Source organism: Pseudoalteromonas aquimarina (genome assembly GCF_049257255.1).
Taxonomy (GTDB): Bacteria; Pseudomonadota; Gammaproteobacteria; order Enterobacterales; family Alteromonadaceae; genus Pseudoalteromonas.
This window is the reverse complement of the sequence record NZ_JBMMUG010000001.1, coordinates 272,234-293,911: the sequence shown is the minus strand read 5'-3', so window position 1 is coordinate 293,911 and position 21,678 is coordinate 272,234. Positions and strand designations below refer to the sequence as shown.

General features: G+C 39.8%; 19 protein-coding genes and 10 tRNA genes. 10 read left to right on the top strand and 19 right to left on the bottom strand.

Annotation, left to right across the window (positions count from 1 at the left end; all coding sequences use genetic code 11):
- Positions 1–66: 66 nt before the first annotated feature.
- Positions 67–1,275: a type III PLP-dependent enzyme gene (locus AAEU29_RS01320; RefSeq protein ID WP_421971732.1), complete on the bottom strand. Its 1,209-nt coding sequence runs from the start codon at positions 1,273–1,275 to the stop codon at positions 67–69.
- A 543-nt stretch (positions 1,276–1,818) separates the two neighbouring features.
- On the opposite strand from AAEU29_RS01320, the gene gloA reads away from it, so the two are divergent.
- On the top strand, positions 1,819–2,208 hold the full coding sequence (gloA, locus tag AAEU29_RS01315) for a lactoylglutathione lyase (protein ID WP_421971731.1): 390 nt from the start codon (positions 1,819–1,821) through the stop codon (positions 2,206–2,208).
- Between the two features lie 18 nt (positions 2,209–2,226).
- Here the strand turns inward: gloA and AAEU29_RS01310 are convergent, their stop codons facing one another.
- The 5 genes from AAEU29_RS01310 to AAEU29_RS01290 form a co-directional block, all read right to left on the bottom strand.
- On the bottom strand, positions 2,227–2,709 hold the full coding sequence (locus tag AAEU29_RS01310; RefSeq protein WP_421971730.1) for a prepilin-type N-terminal cleavage/methylation domain-containing protein: 483 nt from the start codon (positions 2,707–2,709) through the stop codon (positions 2,227–2,229).
- An 88-nt stretch (positions 2,710–2,797) separates the two neighbouring features.
- Positions 2,798–2,873: transfer RNA gene (locus AAEU29_RS01305), tRNA-Glu, on the bottom strand.
- Between the two features lie 107 nt (positions 2,874–2,980).
- A tRNA-Glu gene (locus AAEU29_RS01300) sits at positions 2,981–3,056 on the bottom strand.
- A gap of 96 nt (positions 3,057–3,152) precedes the next feature.
- Positions 3,153–3,228 (bottom strand) — tRNA-Glu (locus AAEU29_RS01295).
- A 53-nt stretch (positions 3,229–3,281) separates the two neighbouring features.
- A tRNA-Ala gene (locus tag AAEU29_RS01290) sits at positions 3,282–3,357 on the bottom strand.
- A 1,693-nt stretch (positions 3,358–5,050) separates the two neighbouring features.
- On the opposite strand from AAEU29_RS01290, the gene AAEU29_RS01285 reads away from it, so the two are divergent.
- The 7 genes from AAEU29_RS01285 (at position 5,051) to AAEU29_RS01255 (ending at position 7,344) form a co-directional block, all read left to right on the top strand.
- A tRNA-Val gene (locus tag AAEU29_RS01285) sits at positions 5,051–5,126 on the top strand.
- Between the two features lie 19 nt (positions 5,127–5,145).
- A tRNA-Val gene (locus AAEU29_RS01280) sits at positions 5,146–5,221 on the top strand.
- A gap of 19 nt (positions 5,222–5,240) precedes the next feature.
- A tRNA-Val gene (locus AAEU29_RS01275) sits at positions 5,241–5,316 on the top strand.
- Between the two features lie 22 nt (positions 5,317–5,338).
- A tRNA-Val gene (locus AAEU29_RS01270) sits at positions 5,339–5,414 on the top strand.
- A 20-nt stretch (positions 5,415–5,434) separates the two neighbouring features.
- A tRNA-Val gene (locus tag AAEU29_RS01265) sits at positions 5,435–5,510 on the top strand.
- A gap of 17 nt (positions 5,511–5,527) precedes the next feature.
- Positions 5,528–5,603 (top strand) — tRNA-Val (locus tag AAEU29_RS01260).
- A gap of 127 nt (positions 5,604–5,730) precedes the next feature.
- The gene (locus tag AAEU29_RS01255) at positions 5,731–7,344 is read left to right on the top strand and encodes a response regulator (RefSeq protein WP_421971729.1); all 1,614 of its coding nucleotides are present in this window, start codon (positions 5,731–5,733) and stop codon (positions 7,342–7,344) included.
- A 4-nt stretch (positions 7,345–7,348) separates the two neighbouring features.
- On the opposite strand, the gene AAEU29_RS01250 is transcribed toward AAEU29_RS01255, so the two are convergent.
- The 5 genes from AAEU29_RS01250 to AAEU29_RS01230 form a co-directional block, all read right to left on the bottom strand.
- Entirely contained in the window at positions 7,349–7,831 is a 483-nt protein-coding gene (locus tag AAEU29_RS01250; RefSeq protein WP_421971728.1) for a DUF2919 domain-containing protein, read from the bottom strand.
- Positions 7,828–8,172: a DUF3392 family protein gene (locus tag AAEU29_RS01245; protein ID WP_421971727.1), complete on the bottom strand. Its 345-nt coding sequence runs from the start codon at positions 8,170–8,172 to the stop codon at positions 7,828–7,830. The genes AAEU29_RS01250 and AAEU29_RS01245 overlap by 4 nt, the downstream gene beginning before the upstream one ends.
- A 3-nt stretch (positions 8,173–8,175) precedes the next feature.
- Positions 8,176–10,188 (bottom strand): NAD-dependent DNA ligase LigA, encoded by a 2,013-nt coding sequence (ligA, locus tag AAEU29_RS01240; RefSeq protein ID WP_421971726.1) that lies wholly within the window; start codon positions 10,186–10,188, stop codon positions 8,176–8,178.
- A 68-nt stretch (positions 10,189–10,256) separates the two neighbouring features.
- Positions 10,257–10,982, bottom strand: a complete 726-nt coding sequence (zipA, locus tag AAEU29_RS01235) for a cell division protein ZipA (protein ID WP_421971725.1) — start codon at positions 10,980–10,982, stop codon at positions 10,257–10,259.
- A gap of 136 nt (positions 10,983–11,118) precedes the next feature.
- Positions 11,119–14,541 (bottom strand): AAA family ATPase, encoded by a 3,423-nt coding sequence (locus tag AAEU29_RS01230; RefSeq protein ID WP_421971724.1) that lies wholly within the window; start codon positions 14,539–14,541, stop codon positions 11,119–11,121.
- Between the two features lie 165 nt (positions 14,542–14,706).
- Here AAEU29_RS01230 and cysZ point away from each other — a divergent pair, with 165 nt between their 5' ends.
- Positions 14,707–15,435: a sulfate transporter CysZ gene (gene cysZ / locus AAEU29_RS01225; RefSeq protein ID WP_274763271.1), complete on the top strand. Its 729-nt coding sequence runs from the start codon at positions 14,707–14,709 to the stop codon at positions 15,433–15,435.
- Between the two features lie 57 nt (positions 15,436–15,492).
- Here the strand turns inward: cysZ and rlmM are convergent, their stop codons facing one another.
- Genes rlmM through AAEU29_RS01205 form a run of 4 tightly spaced genes read right to left on the bottom strand, consistent with a single transcriptional unit; the run spans position 15,493 to position 18,483 of the window.
- Positions 15,493–16,578, bottom strand: coding sequence for a 23S rRNA (cytidine(2498)-2'-O)-methyltransferase RlmM (gene rlmM / locus AAEU29_RS01220; protein ID WP_421971723.1), 1,086 nt, complete (start codon positions 16,576–16,578; stop codon positions 15,493–15,495).
- Positions 16,579–16,587: 9 nt separating this feature from the next.
- Positions 16,588–16,968 (bottom strand): DUF423 domain-containing protein, encoded by a 381-nt coding sequence (locus tag AAEU29_RS01215; RefSeq protein ID WP_421971722.1) that lies wholly within the window; start codon positions 16,966–16,968, stop codon positions 16,588–16,590.
- Positions 16,965–17,579, bottom strand: a complete 615-nt coding sequence (locus AAEU29_RS01210) for an alpha/beta fold hydrolase (RefSeq protein ID WP_421971721.1) — start codon at positions 17,577–17,579, stop codon at positions 16,965–16,967. Before AAEU29_RS01210 ends, AAEU29_RS01215 begins: the two co-directional genes overlap by 4 nt.
- Positions 17,572–18,483 carry a transcriptional regulator GcvA gene (locus AAEU29_RS01205; protein ID WP_372769250.1) on the bottom strand — a complete coding sequence of 304 codons (912 nt, stop codon included), beginning with the start codon at positions 18,481–18,483 and terminating at the stop codon, positions 17,572–17,574. The genes AAEU29_RS01210 and AAEU29_RS01205 overlap by 8 nt, the downstream gene beginning before the upstream one ends.
- 219 nt (positions 18,484–18,702) lie before the next feature.
- Between AAEU29_RS01205 and AAEU29_RS01200 the strand changes: the two genes are divergently transcribed.
- Positions 18,703–18,969 (top strand): hypothetical protein, encoded by a 267-nt coding sequence (locus AAEU29_RS01200; RefSeq protein WP_421971720.1) that lies wholly within the window; start codon positions 18,703–18,705, stop codon positions 18,967–18,969.
- A gap of 67 nt (positions 18,970–19,036) precedes the next feature.
- Here the strand turns inward: AAEU29_RS01200 and AAEU29_RS01195 are convergent, their stop codons facing one another.
- From AAEU29_RS01195 to AAEU29_RS01180, 4 genes are read right to left on the bottom strand one after another with little or no spacing between them, the layout of a single operon-like run.
- On the bottom strand, positions 19,037–19,366 hold the full coding sequence (locus AAEU29_RS01195) for a Na+/H+ antiporter subunit G (RefSeq protein ID WP_274761214.1): 330 nt from the start codon (positions 19,364–19,366) through the stop codon (positions 19,037–19,039).
- A gap of 5 nt (positions 19,367–19,371) precedes the next feature.
- Complete coding sequence (locus AAEU29_RS01190; RefSeq protein WP_274761212.1) at positions 19,372–19,641, bottom strand: K+/H+ antiporter subunit F; 270 nt, start codon at positions 19,639–19,641, stop codon at positions 19,372–19,374.
- Positions 19,635–20,171, bottom strand: a complete 537-nt coding sequence (locus AAEU29_RS01185) for a Na+/H+ antiporter subunit E (RefSeq protein ID WP_421971719.1) — start codon at positions 20,169–20,171, stop codon at positions 19,635–19,637. Before AAEU29_RS01185 ends, AAEU29_RS01190 begins: the two co-directional genes overlap by 7 nt.
- Before the next feature lies 1 nt (position 20,172).
- Positions 20,173–21,675 carry a monovalent cation/H+ antiporter subunit D gene (locus tag AAEU29_RS01180; RefSeq protein WP_421971718.1) on the bottom strand — a complete coding sequence of 501 codons (1,503 nt, stop codon included), beginning with the start codon at positions 21,673–21,675 and terminating at the stop codon, positions 20,173–20,175.
- Between the last annotated feature and the right edge of the window lie 3 nt (positions 21,676–21,678).

The following is a 21,678-nucleotide window of genomic DNA, read 5'->3' as shown; positions in this document are numbered from 1 at the left end:
ATTTAATAAAGTAAAAAGGGCATTTTAAATGCCCTTTTTTGCGAATATTTTACTTAAATAAAGTAATTAAGCACTTACAACTAGATTAGTGCTTTCAACTTCATTTAATACTACAGTAGCTGCGCGCTTAAAGAAGTTAAAATCCGTCGCCGTACATGAGGTATATGCACCCATCATGGTCGAGATGATAAGGTCGCCATTTTCCAGTTTAGGTAACATAATTTCTTCACGGATCACATCAATGCTGTCGCATGTTGGACCTGCAAGTACTGACATAAAACGCTCACCAGTTGTTTGAGCTGATTCTATCTGATACTTAGCTTCATCAAACATTAACCCACTAAACGAACCGTATAAGCCGTCATCCAAGTAATACCATGTTTTACCGCCGCGCACCGCTTGGCCCATTACTGATGCAATATTAGTTACTGCCGTTGCCACAATAAAACGCCCTGGTTCAGCAATCACGCGTACTGTTTCAGGTAACTTCGCTAATGCATCACGAATAGGTGCACAAAAATCAGCAATATTTGGCACTTCTGGTGTGTACTTCACTGGGAAACCACCACCAATATCAAGTGTGCTAAGTGCTGGTAAACCTGCATCAATTACCGCCGTCATAATGTGATGGCATTTGCTAATCGCATCTGCGTATTTCACACCGCTTTTGGTTTGTGAGCCAACATGGAAGGATAAACCTTTTATGCGAATACCTAAATCAAAAGCGTGCTGAATGAGTGTTACAGCATCTTCAGGTAAGCAACCAAATTTCTTCGATAAGTCTGCCAATACCTCAGGATTTGGAAAACTTACGCGTACCAATAACTCAACTTGATCTTTGTACTTAACAAACTTATCAATTTCGTTGATGTTATCTACCACAAACACATTGCAGCCATACGCTAGCGCATGTGAAATATCAATATCACGTTTAATTGGGTGCGTTTGAATTGTACGCTCGCTCGGCACTCCTACCGATTGTACAAGATCGACTTCACCGTTTGTTGCTAAATCAAAATACGCGCCTTCAGCAAGTAATGTAGTTACTACCGCTGGATGTGGTAATGGCTTTAACGCATAGTGTAAATCAACATTTGGTAATGCGGCCTTTAAAGCACGATACTGGCTTCGAATAAGATCACAGTCTAACACCATTAATGGTGAACCAAATTGTGCAACTAATTGTTCAGCTTGTGGTTTTTCAATTACTAAACCATGGCAAACATCAAGATTGGTAATAGGCGCAACAGCCGCCATCACAGGTGTTAAAGACATAGCGATTCTCCGAGCAGTGTCAATAAAACTAAACTAATCAAATAAACTCATTTTTGAGTTCGAGCGAGTTAAACATACTTAAATATTCAAGTTCACTCTTGGATAGTTGCTCTATCGCCTTGCTGCAATAAATTGCAATGTACTCGGATTGGCTATCAACAAGAAGCAGGCGAATAATAAATCACTTTTTTGCAGATGCAATATATTTTTATATAAATTTAAAATTATTTTTCCAAGTTAAATTTTTTCAATTTAAATCAATATATTAGATGTATAATGTATGGCAGTTGGCCTTTTGAAACTAACCTCAAACAGTTTGTTAAACCTCTGAACACTCACATTCTTTATTGGCAAACGCAGTATCTAACCAAGCTAAAGTAAGTTCCATTAATTTGGAACCTTTCCCCTTTACACCTTTAAAAACTTCGTATCAAACCCAATAACCTAAATTTATAAATACCTTACTTATTTGGCACTTATTACACTATCAGAAATGATTTTAAACTAAGTGTTCAAATAGACTTCATTTTTTAAGGGGCACATATGCGCTTATTACATACCATGATCCGTGTGGCGGATTTAGATAAGTCTGTTGAGTTTTATACCAAAGTACTTGGTATGAAAGAACTGCGACGTTCAGAAAATACTGAGTATCGTTATACACTAGCGTTTGTAGGCTATGGCGACGAAAAAGAAAACGCAGTGATTGAGCTGACCTATAACTGGGATACTGACAGCTACGATCACGGCAATGCCTTTGGCCACTTAGCCATTGAATATGATGACATTTACGCAGCATGCGAAGAGATTAAAGCATTAGGCGGTGTAGTATCGCGCGAACCTGGCCCTGTAAAAGGAGGTAGCACCGAAATCGCTTTTGTAAAAGACCCTGATGGCTATGCCATTGAACTTATTCAAAAGAAAGCAAAATAAGTATGCGTTTGTAAGATGCTAACAACCCGTTAGCATCTTTTCGTAGCTAGGTCCTAAAACGACACTTTGAGCCTGAACGTATAGAAAATAGCAGTTATCGTCTTTCACTCGCCCGTCATTATCAAAATCATAACCGACATAAGCATGGGTTATACCCTCTAATTCAAAGATAGTATCGCTGGAAGCATCCAACCACTTATGGATATAAGTGTTATCTAAATAATGCCATATGAGGCGTGTTTCCAAGCTACCATTACCGTCTAAGGCAATATCAATCACTTGCGATAAACTATTGTGTTGTTGCTTAACAACATTTTTGATGTGAAGTTTACCATTAACCATTTGGTTTGCTGTTTTTACACTTGTCTCAAGTTGATCAATAAAACTTGCTCGTGCATCACTCGAAATTGCTAAAAACTTAGGTAATGCGGTAACCGCTATAACGCCTAAAATAACAATCACAATGATCAATTCAATTAATGTAAAACCACGATAGTTCATAAGAAGATAACTTTATGATAGATATAGCGATTATATTAAATTAGAGAAGAAAGTATAAGAAAAATAAAACTGTGCTATGTAGAGAAGGTGGCGTCCCCTAGGGGATTCGAACCCCTGTTACCGCCGTGAAAGGGCGGTGTCCTAGGCCTCTAGACGAAGGGGACGCAATATCTATAAAGATAGTGTGTCACTAGGACTGGTTATTTATACTCTTACCATACGAGCTTTAATGACTCACCCCACTTTTTTAAAACCTAAGCTTAAAAGTAAGTGGCGTCCCCTAGGGGATTCGAACCCCTGTTACCGCCGTGAAAGGGCGGTGTCCTAGGCCTCTAGACGAAGGGGACAACATGGTGTTGTCACTAGGACTGGTTATTTAGACTCTTACCATACGAGCTTTAATGACTCACCCCACTTTTTTAAAACCGAAGTTTAAAAGTAAGTGGCGTCCCCTAGGGGATTCGAACCCCTGTTACCGCCGTGAAAGGGCGGTGTCCTAGGCCTCTAGACGAAGGGGACAACATGGCGTTGTCACTAGGACTGGTTATTTAGACTCAAACCATAAGAGTTATTGGTGGAGCTATGCGGGATCGAACCGCAGACCTCCTCGCTGCCAGCGAGGCGCTCTCCCAGCTGAGCTATAGCCCCAAACTGCATCTTCAAGAGATAACTCGTGTATCGCTGAAGACGGGGCGCATTTTATGGAGCCAGCAAAATAAAGTCAACATTTTTTTAAGCATAGTGCATTGTTCGCACCATTTTTAATCAAGATGCACGTTTGTTCATCAAGATTGTGATTTTTCGACCAGTTTCAAGATCCTAGCTATCAAATTTTATACATGTTAGAGAGGCCATTAGTGCGTTATCAAGTTAATGTAAACACTTTATAGTCGAAATAAAGCTGATACTTGGTAAAACCTGAATATAGATTTTCACTTTACCAACTAAGATTGAATATAAGTGCATTAATACGCTCAGGTCTTCGCCGCTATTTGGGTTTATGCAAAGCACATTGTCATTATTATTTTCTTCATAAATGCATTTAACGTCTTTCTATGAGTATAAAGATCATCATGTGAATAACCTTTTATTCTTAATACAATGGTAATTCGCCCTTCTCTATTGAGTTTTTAATCGCTTTATTATGTTCAACACAATAAAGGTTCCTTCAAAATCACAAATAAACAGCTGGCTTGTACTTTTATTAATAAAGTGAAAGCAAATTTGGATTTAACTTAACCTTAATTAAATGCTTAACCAAAAGTAGATTATCAACAGGTAAGAATTTCGGATAAAAACCGAAATATCAAATTCAATACTCTGCTTTATATTGCTCCTACTTATATTTCTATCTTTTGCCAAAAGAATAATTTGGCGCTTGATTAGCTAACAACAATAGATAACCTGGCTACACTGCCTTATTTAATGCTGCCATTGCTTTGAATTTATCGTTGAAGTTTTTATAAAGAGTCTATTAGAGAATTCGCAGTTAAATTGTATTTCACCACTTTTATTAAAGGCTAGCACTAGGTTTGCATTAATTATGGCAGGGCTCAATTTAAGCCGTTTCACTTAATCTCAATAAAATAAATTGGTTATTGTTTGCGGGTAACAATTGCTTGTAGCTGTGTGTTATTTATTATGTGTAGTTTCCATTGTCTATATAGTTTCAAATCGTTGTTAGCTAACTGATGTAAAGAAACATCTTCCACCATTAGTCTTTATAAATTAATAAAACAGTCTATTTCGTTCCTTCAACCTCGAAAAGACAAAAGAGTGTTTCACCTTATTTATGAGTGTGTCTAACTATTGTTATCTAACAAAATAAAAATACGCAGCTATTAATAATAATTTAAAGCGAAATTCATCCCACATATTAAAAGTGCCTATCAAGCTGTTGTTTATCAAATTTCGTTGTTGATTTTAATGCAGGCCACTTTGCAATGAATCATTTAATAAAGCAAAGCTCAGTTGTTAATGAGCATTTGTTTGCAATTATGCAAATGCCACAAAATTAATTGCAGCAATTAAACATTATCTTCAAAAGAGGATTATTTAAGTGCTGCATTAAACATAAAACCATTAAATTTATTTTTTATAAATGCTAATTTTTTATAAAGCTTAATTTAAACGCGATAGATAAATGACTAAAAATCAATCGCAAATCGTATTTTTAGAGCTAAGCCTTGCTCTAAAAGCAATCAAGGCGATTGACATTTAGTCAAGTTGTTCATTTTAAGTCCACTTAACACATTTTTGTGAAAACAAGTATTGACTATAGTTGAACTAAATCTATAATAGCGCCCCACAACAACGCAGCAATGTGTTGTGATTCTAAAGCGGGTCGTTAGCTCAGTTGGGAGAGCATCGCCCTTACAAGGCGAGGGTCACTGGTTCAAGTCCAGTACGACCCACCACTTTAGAAATGACTATTTGGGGTCGTTAGCTCAGTTGGGAGAGCATCGCCCTTACAAGGCGAGGGTCACTGGTTCAAGTCCAGTACGACCCACCATTTAGTCACAGTTTTGCATGGGTCGTTAGCTCAGTTGGGAGAGCATCGCCCTTACAAGGCGAGGGTCACTGGTTCAAGTCCAGTACGACCCACCATTGCAAAACACTTTAATTTAGCGGGTCGTTAGCTCAGTTGGGAGAGCATCGCCCTTACAAGGCGAGGGTCACTGGTTCAAGTCCAGTACGACCCACCACTAAATTAAAAATCTATAATGGGTCGTTAGCTCAGTTGGGAGAGCATCGCCCTTACAAGGCGAGGGTCACTGGTTCAAGTCCAGTACGACCCACCATTATAGAATATCAATATGGGTCGTTAGCTCAGTTGGGAGAGCATCGCCCTTACAAGGCGAGGGTCACTGGTTCAAGTCCAGTACGACCCACCATATTGAACCTACCTTTTTACTAAAACACCTTTTAAATCAAAACAATTATCCTAAAAACCCCCTATTTTATTGCTACAATTGCTGCCGTTTTATATAGTTTAAGTATGACCGCGCACTCAAGAATGCGATGAACAATAAACGCTTATACGAATCTAGTATTTTACTGATAGACGACCAACCATTAGCATTAAGCTATATGAAACAATCGCTTGAAAGCTTAGGCTTTAGTGATATTTCAATTGCTGAAAATGCAAAAATGGCACTTGGTCTATGCCAAGAGCACAGCTTTAATTTAGTTTTGTGCTCGTTTAATCTAGGTAAACTTAAAGATGGCTATCAACTTTACGAAGAGTTAAAAGCAAAGCGTTTAATTAAACATACCTGCGGCTTTATTTTTATTAGTGCAGAAACCGACACTAGCTTAGTGCATAGCGTAATTGAGCTACAGCCCGATGATTTTCTTGCTAAACCATTTTCACTTAAAGTATTTGGCGAGCGCATTATTAAATTGCTAAAGCGCAAACAAGCTCTGGCTAAAATTTATGATTTTATTGATGTAGGCAATGATTCAAAAGCGCTTCGCTATGTTAATGAAATGCTCTCTGACAGCAGCAAAAACAACCTCTCCCCTATTTTATTAAAACTTCGTGGTGAGTTGCTTTTGCGATTAAATCGCACCGCTGAAGCCGTCGATTTTTTTAAATCAGTACTCAATATTCAAAAGTTCACTTGGGCAAGGGTTGGGTTAGTTGAAGCTTATATTCAAAACAGTGAGTTTACACAAGCTAAAAACATCTTAGAGGTAATGTTAACCAAGCCAGAAACACGTTTAGTTGGTTATAATTTATTGGGAAAACTTGAGCTTTATTTAGAAAACTACGGCCAAGCACAACATTACTTATCACTTGCATCCAAATTAGCACCGCGCAATATTGAGCGCCAAGAAGATCTTATCGTACTCACAAAATACAATCACGATCATGAAAAGCACTTTAAAGTAAATAAAGAAATAGTGAAGTATGCCAAGCATTCTATGCACGACAAACCTGATATTTACCTTAATCTTGCCCGTGCTGGCATTGATTATGCGCTAACACTTGATCAGGCTGATATGGTAAATCGTCTTACTCGGCAAAGTAATGAATGTTTATCACAATTACGCAAGCAATTCCCTGACAGCAAAGCGCAAGAACAAATAGATGTGATTAATGCACGGATCCATTATTTAAAAGATGAGCACGCCAAAGCCATTGCATTAGTCGAGCAACTGGAAGATCAACCGATCATTCGCTCTATTGATGATACCTTAGATAAAGCAAAAGCCTTTCATGAGCTAGGAATGCATTACAAAGCAAATCAGCTATTTACACAATTAGCTGAACACTGCGAAAAATATCAAAGCGAGAATACAGCACTTAACGCCTACCTAAAACAAGAGCGACAAGAGCGCGATGAAATACGTTACTCGCCAAAAGAGCTCAATAACAATGCAGTACACAGCTATGAAAAAGGCAAATATGAAGAGGCACTTAGCTTCTTTACTCAAGCATTTCGCATAATGCCAAAAAATGCCAATATTGCATTAAACTTATTGCAAGTGATGTTAGACAACAAGCACCCTACCAGTATCAATAAAGAGCTTATTTCACGATGTTATGAAACGGTTCAAAGCGCTAAATTAGATAACGAACAGCAAGCACGCCTTGAAAAATTAAAACCGATGATTAAATCGGTTTTATAAGTTGCTAATCTTTCTCTTTTTCTTCTGGCTCTGGCCACTCGTTAAAATAAACGCTTAAATAACGACTTTTAAGCAAGTATAGCCCTGCCCAACTGAGCAATACTAACTGTACTGCCAAGCCGATTGAGAAGCTGTAATACTGGCTTTTTGCTTGTAGTAGCGACCAGGTTAAATCCATCACAACATTAGCAAGCAATAACCAGCGCGCATAACGCCAAATGTATTTAGGCCACTGCATAGCATTGGGGCGCCTAAACAAATAGCAAAAGGTGACGATGATGCTTAACCCAGCGATTGCAAGGGCAACAAAAAACTGTTGTTTTTGCGGGTAGAAAATCGCCATTAAGTTTAAATCTTCGCGTCGTGATGCCGCTGCAAATAGCCACAAAATATAAGGCCTTAACAGCAATACCAACACCAGCACAAAACCTAATGGCGCTCTAAAATAACCGTTTTTATCCCAATACTCTGGGCCAAAACGGCTCATACTTGATTTTTCCTATCAGCCAGTACGCCTAGTACCACAAACAAAGCAAACACAACCAGAGGTAAGAAACCTCGCTCTAATTGCTGAAATAAGCGCACCAAATAAGGATTCACAAACACAATTAAACTGCCAACACCGACGCCTGTAACAAGAACGAACACCAGCGTACGTGCAAAAAAATTCTGCTGACCAATTAACCGTTTAACCGCCTTATTTAGACTGGCACCGTATATCGCAGTTAAACAAATTAAGGCGATTAATACTATCTGGCTAAGATAAGGTGAAAGCCAAGTCGCAACTTGGCTATTTAACGATGAAAAAAAGTTTACAACCTCTGACATTGTTTACTCGTATTTTGCAAAAAGGGCTAGCATGTCATCTTCCGTCAACACTTCAACACCTAAATCTTGTGCTTTAGTAAGTTTAGAGCCCGCTTTTTCACCAGCAATCAGCGCATGTGTTTTTGCTGAAATACTACCCGATACTTTTGCCCCGAGTGCTTGCAGTTTTGCTTTTGCCTCACTACGGCCCATTTGATTAAGAGTGCCGGTAAGCACATAGGTTAAGCCATCAAGAGGCATTTCATCTTGCGATTTTTCTTCAATCGCTGGCCAGTGTAATCCAGCAGCAATTAATGCCTCAATAACCGTTTGGTTGTGTTCTTCTTTAAAGAAGTAATAAACATGCTTGGCAACCACTTCACCTACATCAGATACGTCCTGTAAGCCCTCTATAGACGCGTTTTGAAGTGCCTCTAAGGTTTTATAATGATTTGCTAAGTTTTGCGCTGTCGCTTCGCCTACTTCGCGAATACCCAGTGAGTACAAAAATTTCGCGAGTGTGGTTTGCTTCGCTTTTTCAAGTGCAGCAACTAAATTCTCGGCCGATTTTGGCCCCATACGTTCAAGAGATTCAATCTGCCCTTGGCTTAAACTAAATAAATCTGCAGGGGTTTGAATCAATTTGCGATCAACCAGTTGCTCAACCACTTTATCGCCTAAACCATCCACATCAAGTGCTTTACGTGAGGCAAAATGCTTAATCGCTTCTTTGCGCTGCGCTTCACATACTAAACCACCACCACAACGGGCAACGGCCTCCCCGTCAATGCGTTCGATGTGCGAATCGCACACAGGGCACGTTGTTGGGAAAACAATCTCTTTAGCATCACTTGGGCGACGCTCGAGCACCACACTCGCTACTTGCGGGATCACATCTCCTGCACGGCGAATAATCACCGTATCGCCAATATGCACACCCAAACGGGCAATTTCGTCTGCATTATGTAATGTTGCATTTGATACGGTTACACCACCCACATAGACTGGCTCTAAACGGGCAACAGGTGTAATTGCACCTGTGCGGCCAACCTGAAATTCAACATCTAATAACGTGGTAAGCTCTTCTTGGGCTGGAAATTTACAAGCAATAGCCCAACGCGGCGCACGGGCGACAAAACCGAGCGTTTGCTGAATGGCTTTATCGTTAACCTTAATTACAACACCATCAATTTCATAGCCAAGTGCTGCACGGCGGCCAAGAATATCTGAATAATAGGCAAAGGCTTCTTTGGCATTGTTAGCAGTTCGGATTTCAGGGCATACAGGTAAGCCCCACTCTTTCAGCTGCATTAGTTGCTCAAAATGCGTATTTGCTAACTCAAAGCCCTCAACAACACCTGTGCTGTAGGCGTAGAGCATTAATGGGCGAGATGCGGTAATTTTAGGGTCTAATTGACGTAAGCTACCTGCCGCTGCATTGCGTGGGTTAGCAAAGGTTTTATCCCCTTTTTCTTGTTGCGTTTGGTTCAGCTTGGCAAAGCCTTTATCATCAATAAATACTTCGCCACGCACTTCTAAACGCGCAGGAATAGAGTCGCCACGTAAACGCAGTGGCACATTGCGAATGGTTTTTACATTCTCAGTAATGTTTTCACCGACCTGGCCATCACCGCGTGTTGCAGCGCGTACCAGCACACCATTTTCGTAAAGAATAGATACCGCTAAGCCATCAAGCTTTGGTTCACAGCAAAATGCAAGGTCAGTGCTATCTTTTAAACGGTCTTTCATACGTTTATCAAACGCATAAAATTCCTCTTCATCAAATGCGTTATCAAGTGACAACATAGGCACTTCATGATTTACCTTGTCAAACGCTGCCAGCGCCATACCACCCACTTTTTGACTTGGTGAGTCAGCACTTTTAAGTTCTGGATTGGCTTCTTCTAATGCGATTAGTTCTCGCATTAAGCGGTCATATTCAACATCAGGAATAGTTGGGTTATCAAGCACATAATATTGATAATTATGGTTTTCGATCTGTGCTTTAAGTTGCTTAATTTGCTCAGCCGCACTCACGGTGACTTCCTCTTAATAGCTAAAAAAGCCACCGTTTGGTGGCTTTTATAAAATGTGTGACGTTGACGTTATAGACCGTCAAACTCTCTAATTTTTTCCACATACTGTCTAACAGTAGCAACATCAAGTTCTTGGCGATTATGGTCTAAAATTGTCGCACTAAATTCATCGGCAATTTTCTTTGCTGCACTGTGAAGCATATTGAACGATGGTAAGCTATCCCCTGCACATGGCAGAGTCATAAATAAACTTACGCCTTCAGTTGAAAACTGTTCCATATTATCGATATCAAACGTGCCAGGGTTAAACATGTTTGCTAAACGGAATAAAACAGCCCCTTGACCCGATGCATCTTCATGGCGGTTAAAGAAACCATCTTCAGAATACTTAAAGCCTAACGTTAAAAGTAGCGGCAGTAACGAAGAGCCCTGCATTGGCAAGCCTTCTTCCGTTTGAATATGAATAATAATGTAATCTTGAACCGCTGTTTTACCGTCTTCAATTTGCTCTGGTTCTTGTTCAACCTGTGCTTTTGGTTCATCGTCATCAATGCTAATCGATATATCACCAAGTTCAGGTTCATCATTAACATTCAACTTTGCATCCATTTTAGGCTCAACAACGGTTGATTTTTCACTTGCTGGTGCAACATCATCTTTATTTGGGGTCGCACTTGGTTCTTGAACAAGTGTGCGGCTGTCATTTTTACGAATCGACCAAAGGCCATGAAGCAGTACGCCGCCAATTACTAACGCACCACCAATAATTAACACCCACCTTAGTTCGTCACTCATTCAAGTACCCTTAAATTATATTTTTTTCCGATTTACAAAATTATTAAGCAACCGCTGATTAATTTCAACTGCTTATCCATTGCAAAGTGAACAGATAAGACTAGTTGCTGATAATTTATACCAAATTGAGTTGGCTTTACGCTGACTCAGACATTTCTAGTGCTTTTTCGATATCTACAGCAACAACCCTTGATACACCAGGCTCTGCCATTGTAACACCCGTTAAACGTGCAGCCATTTCCATGGCTATTTTGTTATGACTAATATACACAAATTGCACGTCTTGTGACATTTCTTCCACTAAACGGCAAAAACGACCTACATTCGCATCATCCAGTGGTGCATCTACTTCATCTAACATACAAAATGGTGCGGGATTCAATTGGAAAATTGAAAAAACCAACGACAACGCCGTTAGTGCTTTTTCACCGCCACTTAATAAATGAATTGTGGCATTCTTTTTACCTGGCGGCCTTGCCATTATTGCAACACCGGTATCAAGTAGATCGTCCGATGTCAGTTCAAGATACGCTGAGCCGCCACCAAATACTTTTGGAAACAGGTTTTGTAAACCACTATTAACTTGATCAAAAGTGGTTTTAAAGCGCTGCTTAGTCTCGCGGTCAATTTTAACGATGGCAGATTCCAATGTATCCAGTGCACTTACTAGATCTTCATATTGTTGATCTAAGTAATTTTTACGCGTAGATGCTTTATCAAACTCTTCAATGGCCGCCAAGTTAATTGCACCAAGCTCATTAATCTCATTCGAAACTTTGGTTAATTGGTTTTGCAATGAGGCGAGTTTTGCATCTTCTGGCAACTGGGCAATTACCTCTTTTAACTGCGTATTTAGTTCAGCAAGAGGCGCAAGTGCCGCCTCTGATTTCAGTTGGAAGCTCTGCTGCTCAAGTACAATATTTTGTTTTGTTTGCTTAAGTGCATCTAATTTTTGTTGCTCAGTACCTATACCTGACTCTGCTTGTTTTAATTTTTCTTTGGCATCATCAAGTGCTTGCTGTTTTAGCGCTTTTTGTTCTATTTGCGCTTCCAGCATTAAATGCTGCTCAGCAATGGCTTCATCAAGCTCAACGAGCGGCAGTTGCACTTCTTCAAGGGCAAGCTTTGCTTCTTCAAGCTGCTCATTTAGCTCTTCAAAACGCGACGCAAACTGGTTTAGTTTAGATTCGCTCAGTACAGCTTGGTTTTGCAGTGTTTGAAGATGCAACTGAATTTTGTGAAATTGATTTTTTTCACTTTCCCATGCTGTTTGTAATTGACGGGTAACTAGTTTGGCATTGTGATAAGCCGCCTCTAGGCTTGATTGACTCTCTTTACTTGCTGTGAGTCTCTCTTCTATCTCATCAAATTCTGCTTCTAGTGGCGCTTTCTTAGCTTCAAGTTTCACTAGCTCTTCGTCAAATTGTGACTGCAATTGCGTTTGTGTTTCGCCTTGCTGTGTTAGCTCAGCTAAGCGCTTCTCAGCATAACTATATTCAGTTTGTTTTAACGTGAGCTCTCGCTCTAGTTCACTAAATGTGATTTGTAACGCTTGCTCTGTATTTTGAAGTTTTTCAAGCGTTTTGTGCTGTGCATTTAAGGCAGTCTGTGCTGCTTTGTAGTTTTGCTCAGACGTTGGCAGTGATGATTCAATGTCATTTAGTATTTGGTGTTTAACCAACAGTGAGTTTTCACGGTCAAATTGACAAGGCAAAAACCAATTAGCGCCTCGTAAGTTACCTTTTTTGTCGACAGCAAACAGGAATGCACTTTGCCAAAAGTCACGTTGTAACTCGTTTACATCTTCAACAGCGGCAATCTCATTAAAATAACTTGGGTATTCACCAACAATTACTTTTTCAGCAAGTGTTCCAACCACTGCGCTTGTTTGCTGTGGCCAAATTTGTGGCTGTAATAAGTTTTCATCAAGTTCATCAACAAGTGCTGCAAAACTTAAATTAAATAAGCTCGCTTCAACGGCAAGTTGCCAGTCATCACTTACCTTAAGTGAAGAAAGCAGGTTTTTAGATGCTGTCGAATTATCCGTGTGTTCACTTAACACCAGTGCCAATGCATCACGTTTACTTTGAAGCGCCTGTAATTCACGCTGAGCCTCATTAAGCAAAGATTGTTTTTGCAAAAGCGTTGTTTGTGCTTGCTGCACTTCGCTATTTAACTCGGTTAAATCGCTGCGCGTTTTACTATGTTTTGCTTTTATGTCATCAAGTTTAGATGACGTTAATTGCGCTTTAATCTTGGCGCACTCATCTTGAAGCTTTAGTTGTTGCTCACTGGCAGCGCATTGTTGTTGCTTAAGGGTTGCTTCTTTTACCTTGAGCGATGAAACAGCTGTTTGTAGAGTTTGCTGCTTTTGCATCAAGGTTTGGTTTTCACCTAAACTGGCTTGGTAAGCGTTATAAAAGTCATCTTGCTGTATTTTTTGTTCTTCATACTTTGCATAACTCAATTCAAGCAGCTCCTCATATTCGGTCAGTTCTACTTGGCAAAGTGATAACTGCGCTTGTTGTTCTTGATGACTTTCTTTGGTGTCGAGCTGGTCTTGGGTGATTTGCTGATGTTGCCTTTGCAGTTGCTCTATACGCTGAATTAGTTGCGTTTTTTGCCCCTGTTTATGAATTTTATCCTGCTCATCTCGGGCTAATTTATTGCGCAACTGAAACTCTTGATGCTGCGCATCGTTAACCATGTCAGTGGCTTGCTCTATAGCTAATTTAAGAGCCAAAATAACATCGTCATGACCAGTATGGGCCTGTGTTAAAAAGGCAATCTGTTCATCAATGTCTTTAAGTTTTGCTTCGCATTCTAGTAACTTTTGTTGAAGTGCCTGCCATTTAAGCACGCAAATTTGTGCTTTTAAGGTACGTTCATTGGCTTTCGCCGTGGTGTATGTACGCGCTTTTTCTGCTTGTTCGGTTAATACGTTAAGCTGATTTTCGAGTTCATTACGTAAGTCGAGTAAACGCTCGAGGTTGTCACGTGTGCTATTTAACCGTGTTTGAGTTTCTCTGCGCCTTTCTTTGTATTTAGAAACGCCCGCAGCTTCTTCTAAAAAGATACGTAAATCTTGCGGTTTACTCTCAATTAAACGCGAGATCATGCCTTGTTCAATAATCGCATAACTGCGTGGTCCAAGCCCTGTCCCTAGGAAAATATCGGTAATATCACGCTTTCGGCATTTTTCACCATTTAAATAGTATTGTGATATGCCTTCACGAGTAACTAGGCGTTTAATTGCAATTTGGTTACGCGATGCAAGCGTGCCAGGCAAGCGCCCTTCAGTATTATCAAACAGTAATTCAACAGATGCTTGCGACACTGGTTTACGCTCGGTTGAACCATTAAAAATAACGTCTGTCATGGCATCGCCACGCAAGTTTTTCGCTGAACTTTCACCCAGCACCCAGCGCACAGCATCGATTACGTTTGATTTACCACAGCCATTTGGACCAACAACACAAGTCATTTGATCAGGAAATGGTATTTTGCTTGGCTCAACAAACGATTTGAAACCTGCGAGCTTAATTGAGGCTAGACGCATTTTATTCTTATTTGACTGTCTAATTTATGAGAATAATAAAGCTCAACTTTATCAGATTTACCCTAACTGAAACAACTTGTAACGCTTAACAGTAAAATCTGGTTTAAAGCCTTTTATCGACTTATTATACTAAGCAAGGTTAGTCATTGTTTTTTGGAGTTTTCCATGCAGTTAGGAAAAGGGTTCGAATATTTTTTATCGGGCTTTAGTTTAATTAGCCAAAAAGGGTTAAAGCGATTTGTGCTGATCCCGCTATTAATTAACCTTGTGTTATTTGGTAGCTCGCTGTTTTTTATTATCGGTTGGATTGAGCAAGGTGTTAACTACGTCAATGGCTACTTGCCAGACTTTTTATCTTGGCTGGAATTTATTATTTGGCCGATTGCATTACTGCTCGTGCTATTTATCTATTCAATGGTATTTACTGTTATTACTAACTTTATTGCGGCACCATTTAATGGCTTGCTGAGTGAAAAAGTTGAACTGTATTTAACAGGACAGCGAGTTAATGACGATGGGCTAGCTGACTTACTAAAAGATGTGCCGCGCATGCTTGGCCGCGAATTATCCAAACTGGTTTATTATTTACCAAAAGCACTGCTGTTTTTGATTTTACTGTTATTTATTCCGGTGTTTGGTCAGGTAATGTGGTTTTTATTTAGTGCGTGGATGTTTGCCGTGCAATACATTGATTACCCGTTTGATAATCACAAAATTCCGTTTGTTGAAGCGCGCCAGCACTTAAAACAAAAACAAGGCTTAAGTTATGGTTTTGGTACTGCTGTATTAATTTTTAGTATGGTGCCGATTGTTAACTTAATCGTAATGCCTGTGGCTGTATGTGGTGCAACACGGTTATTTGTTGAGAACTATCGTATTAATTACCGAGCTTAAAACAAACACAAAAAAGGCTGCAAACGCAGCCTTTTTTAATTTAAGTAATCAGAACAATTAACTATAAACGTTCTGCGGTACTTTTAAGATTTGAATATGCACAGTGATTTCTTCACGGTCATGATATAAGTGTTTCGCTTGTAGCTCATACTTGATGTTGTACTTAGTTAGCTCTTCATGGATCAGATTTAAACACTGATAAACCGCATCAAAACGCTTTTTCATTGGCAGTTTTAAGTTAAAGATTTGCTCTTTAACAAAGCCATTTACCGCCCAGTCAATCATTAAGTTTGCCACTTTAATTGGTTTTTCAACCATGTCACAAACCAACCAGTCGATATTACGTTTATCTGGACGGAATTTAAAACCGTCTTCACGTTTATGTTTAACTTGGCCTGTTTCCATTAGCGATTCTGCCATCGAGCCATTATCGATAGCTTGTACCATCATACCACGGCGAACAAGTTGGTATGTCCAACCACCTGGACATGCACCTAGGTCAACACCACGCATACCTGGTTGCAAACGTGATTCCTGCTCATCTTTAGGCACAAATACATGAAATGCTTCATCCAGTTTTAGGGTTGAGCGGCTTGGCGCATCTTTTGGCATACGCAGACGCGGAATACCCATATAAAACGGTGAATTATTATAGCTGTAAGAAAAACCCACATAAGCTGCGCTGTTTGACAAAAACATCACATGTAATACTGGACGGTTTTTCACTTCATTAGCTAATAAAGTCTCTTGTGCAACCAGTGCTTTGCGAAGTGGCACAGAGAACTTCTTACAAAACTTTTGCAGCTCTTTACCGTCGTTTGTATCTGGTGTTTCTACACGTAATTCACCACATAGTGGGAACTCAGCAACCGCTTCGGAAATCGCTGATACACGATCTTCAATTGGCATTTTATCTACCAATTGACCAACAAACCACTGGCGTGCAAAAACCATTTCTTTAAACGGCAGTTTACGTACAACAACTTCTGCTTCAAGCGGATCATAACAGTTAAACGTAATATAGCCGCTGTTGTCTTTCGCTTTTACAAAACCACCAATTTCACGCAGTGCTGCATGGTGGCTGATTTCAGCGGCACAATCGTTTTCAAAACCCGGTCGACAATAAATAACAATCGCTGACATTTTTCTCACTTACTTAGTTTGAACTGACTGATGTTTTACAACACTGATGGTAAATATCAGCCAACTCACAATAAAACACACGCCACCTATTGGCGTAATTGGGCCAAAAATTTTGCTACCTGTTGTTGCCAACAAGTATAGGCTGCCACTAAAAAAGACAACACCTAACATGGCAAAAATACTGGCCCACTTTAATCTGTACCCTAAATGGCTCAATATACCGAATAAAATAAGCGCTAAGCCATGAATAAACTGATAATCAACACCCGTTTGAAACACCGTAATCATACTTGGGCTAATGTGTGATTTAAGTCCATGCGCAGCAAACGCACCTAACATCACCGCAAGCGCACATAATATGCCGCCGGTGGCTAAGATAAACTTATTCATAATTTTTTTGCGATAAATTGAGATGCAAATTCAGCAGCTGTTTGCCAATTTTGCAGTTGGGTTAAACCACTCGCTTTTCGTGGTACTAATGAGTGATCTCCATCGGAGATCCAAAAAGTGGTCACATTATCGCATATTGGATAACTTTCTACCTCATCTTTTTTTCCAAAGGTATCTCGTTCGCCTTGGATCACCGCAAGCGGCGCTTTTAGCGCTGGGAAATGATCAATTCTCAGCTTATCTAATTTGCCTGGTGGATGAAATGGATAACCAAAAGCAATAACGCCTTTAACGGTGTGTTCGCATGCAAGCATAGAGGCCACTCGTCCGCCCATTGATTTTCCGCCTATAAATAAGGGGAGTTTTGGGTTTGCTTGTTCTATCACTTTGGCAAAGTACTCCAACAGTTTTGGTGCACGCTGCGGCGGGCGCTTCTTACCTTCAGCCTTGGCTTGTTGCATGTATTCAAAATCAAATAAGCCAACGTCTACACCTAATTTTGCTAAATTGGCTGCCATGGTTACCATAAACTCAGAATCCATACCCGCACCAGCACCATGCGCAAAAATCAGCTGAGTTTTGGCATTATCAGCTTTAACCCAATTAATCATTAAAACCTGCCTCAATTTGTTCTTTTTCAACCATGCTTAACATCCACTCTTTAAATGCCACAATTTTACCAAGCTCAGTTTGCGATTCACGTAGTACAAGGTAAAACGCGTTTTTACTTTCTAGGTGGTGATTAAATGGGATAACGAGTCGCCCTGCGTCAAGTTCAGGCTTTGCCAATACACTATTGATAAGAGCAATACCCTGCCCGTGCACTGCCGCTTGCAGCACCATCGACGAGTGACTAAAAATTGGCCCTTGGTTTACCCGCGAATTATTTACACCTAAAGTTTTAAACCAATTTTTCCAAGGTTTACGCGTCATATCATGCAGTAAAGTATGATGCTGTAGATCTGCGGGTTCGGCTAAGGGTTTAGGGCCATTAAGTAATAAAGGACTACACAAAGGCACGAAATACTCAGTATGCAGTTTATGGCTTTGTACACCACTCCAATGGCCGCGGCCGTAGTAAATTGCCACATCCACATCATCGGTTAATGAGTTTTCATCTAAATCTTGGGCTTTGATTCGAATATCAATATCAGGATGAAGTTCATTAAACGCTTGTAATCTTGGTACCAGCCATTGAATAGCAAAACTCGGCGTTAAACTCACGGCCACCGAACCTTTAGCACCGCGTGCCAATAGCTTTTCAGTTGCATCAACTAATTGGGTAAAAATTTCCTTGATATCTAGAAAGTACGCCTGCCCTTCCTCTGTGAGTAAAAGAGAGCGATTTCGACGTAAAAATAGTTTTAAGCCTAAGTGATCTTCTAATGTTTTAATTTGGTGGCTAACGGCAGCTTGCGTTACAAACAATTCATCTGCAGCCTTGGTAAAACTCAAGTTGCGGGCAGCAGCTTCAAACGCTTTAAGCGAATTTAACGGGGGCAATCTTCTAGACATGACAACCTGATGACGAATTCATTAGTTTTTTTTATCTGAACGCATTATAAATCATCGTTTTTAAAAGGCAATTAACTTGGTTAATATTTACACCAAGAGAAAAAACCGCCAACCAACCATAGGTTTCCTCTTAAAAAATTAAGTAATGTTTTAAAAAATTTAATATTTATGCTGCCCAGAAGCATAAATATAATTTGTTCAATTAGGAAGAGAACTGAAATGACTAAATGGATTCTGTGTTTTACAGCAATGACAAGCTTAAGTGTAGTAGCTGCTCCTTCAAAACAAGAAGCAACTATTATTCAAGAGTTTACGCATAGCATTCATAATGAGCTTAAAACTGAAATCACTGATTTCGCAAAGCAAAAAGCTGAAAACACAGTACGTTTCAAGGTAGATAACACGACAAAGCAGAACGATAAGCAGCAAAAGAAAGCTGAGTTAATTGCTAAAGTGACCTATTCAAATATTAAAAACGCGGAGTAATCCCGTTTCTGCCCAACAAAAAAGACGCAAATCGCGTCTTTTTTAATACCTAAAATAAGCTATTGAATTAATCTTCTTCGATGTTTTCGATACCCTTTGTGCCTTTATGCGCTTTCAGTTTGTGATGTATTGCTGTTTTAATCAGCATATAACCACTAATTGGCGCGGTGATCAGCAAGAAAATAGAAATCAAAATCTCTTTTGCACTTGGCTCGTTTACAATCGCACTAAAATAAACAATTGACGCAATCAACACTCCAGCCATACCCAGCGTCGTGGCTTTAGTTGGACCATGAAGACGCATAAAAAAATCAGGCATACGATTCATTCCAATTGAGCCAATTAGAATAAATACGCCACCTAACAACAATAGTAATGAAACAATAATCTCTGCCATGGTATTTACTCAATAATATCGCCACGTAATAAAAACTTACACACCGCAACGGTGCTCACAAACCCTAGCATTGCAATCAGTAGTGCCGCTTCAAAGTAAAGTTCTGAAGCCACCTTAATGCCATACAGTACAATCAGCGCAATGCTGTTTATGTACATGGTATCAAGCGCTAAAATGCGATCAGGTACCGATGGGCCGCGTAATAAGCGCCACAAATTAAGTAACAGTGACACACCTATCATTGCCGATACAATTAATATAACAGTGCTTAACATTGAAAAATCTCCTTAAGCGGTGCTTCGTAACGACGTTTAATGGTAGCAATTAGCTCTGCTTCATCATCTAAATCAAGTACATGAATAAGTAAATAACGTTCCTTAATCTCTTCACCTTCAGCTAAAGACTCTGGGAACGGATACACTTCAGCGCTAACAGTACCTGGTGTCAGTGATACTGTACTAGCGAGTAAAGTGATTGGCATTTCATGGGTTAAATCTAGCGGTACCTTTACAAATGCCGGGCGCAATTTTTTAATTGGCCCTAAAATCAAAAATGCCACTTGCACATTGGCAGTTACAATATCGTAAAGCACCAGTAAGAAATGCTTAAATGCTAGCCACTTACGCATTATTAAAGGCTGAGGCTCTCTAAAACGTAAAGTAATTAACGGGATCACAGTTGCTAAAATTGCACCTAGTACAATATGACCTAGCGAGTAACTGTTGTTTAATAACAGCCAGACAAAAAACAATAAAATGCTTCGAAATGGTGTTGGGAATAAACTAAAACGAGCTTCAGTACGCATCTTACTTACCTCCTAACACAGCTTGTTGTAAGCCTGTAATATCAAAAACCTGACTTGCTGCCAGTGTAGTAATTTCACTAATTGGACCGGCAAAAATGCTCAGTAATGGAGAGCAAAGTAATAAACTTAAAACACCAATAAGTTGGCAAGGTGTCGCTTTAGTTTCTGAAGGTTCTTGACCATTGTGGCGCCAGAAAAGCTGCGAACCTGCTCGCGTTAGCGTCACTAATACAAGTAGCGATACCACTAAATAAACAGACCAAAACCAAGGTGCTTTATCAACGTTTAACGCTTCTTGTAATAACCACACTTTTCCAATAAAACCTGAGAATGGTGGCATACCAACCACAGCAAGTACAAACACAATAAAACTAGTACCCATTAAAATCGGCTGACCAATCGGTTTTGCAGGTACTAAACGTACCGCTACTTTACCGCGCTGTTTACCAATCACATCGGCTAATAAGAACAAACCTGCAGTAACTAAGGTTGAATGAATTAAATAATAAAGTGCTGCTGCAATTGCCCCTGGCGTGTTAAATGCAATCGCAGCGATAAGCGCGCCAATTGAAATAATCACCAAGTTTGCCACGATCATACGTAGATCTTTACTGGCAAGAACACCAAGAATACCCATAATCAAAGTAATGATTGCGCCAGGCCACAGCCAATCTTGTGCGATATGTGTAGATGCGCTGTTTGGTTCAACAAAAATCGTTGGGTAAACACGAATAATGGCGTAAATGCCGACTTTCGTCATAATGGCAAATAGCGCTGCAACAACTGGCAATGCCGAAGAATACGTCGCTGGTAACCAAAATTGCAGTGGGATCACCGCCGCTTTTAGTGCAAATACAATAAGCAGTAACATGCCACCAATATTTAACAGTGCACGGTCATCACCTGATAATTCAGCAGCTTTAAGCGCCATATCGGCAATATTTAAGGTACCAAGCACTCCGTATAAAATACCTAGCGCAACTAGGAAAACACTTGAACCCACCAAGTTTAAGACAACATAGTGCAAAGCAGATTGGGTTTTGTGTTTATCTGAGCTATGCATTAATAGTGCATAAGATGAAATCAACAATACTTCGAAGAATACAAAGAGGTTGAATAGATCACCTGTCAAAAACGCACCATTCACCCCTAGCAGTAAAAAATGTAATAGAGGGTGGAAAAAGCTCCCAGCCTCATCATCACCACACAACGAATAAAACACGCAGACCATTGCAAGAAACGAGGTTAATGCCACTAACAGTGATGACATTACATCTGCAACTAGCACAATACCAAATGGCGCTTGCCAGTTACCAATGGCATAAACAAAAATTTCGCCGCTCAATGCATTTTTTAACATGTAAGCACTAACTGCAAACGTTAAAACAGCCATTATGCTCGATACAATTCGGCGCGCTTTAAGGTTTTTACCTGATGGTGGCAATAATAATAAAATGCCTGCCAACATCGGCATTAATACCGGCAAAGATACAAAATGTGGCACGCT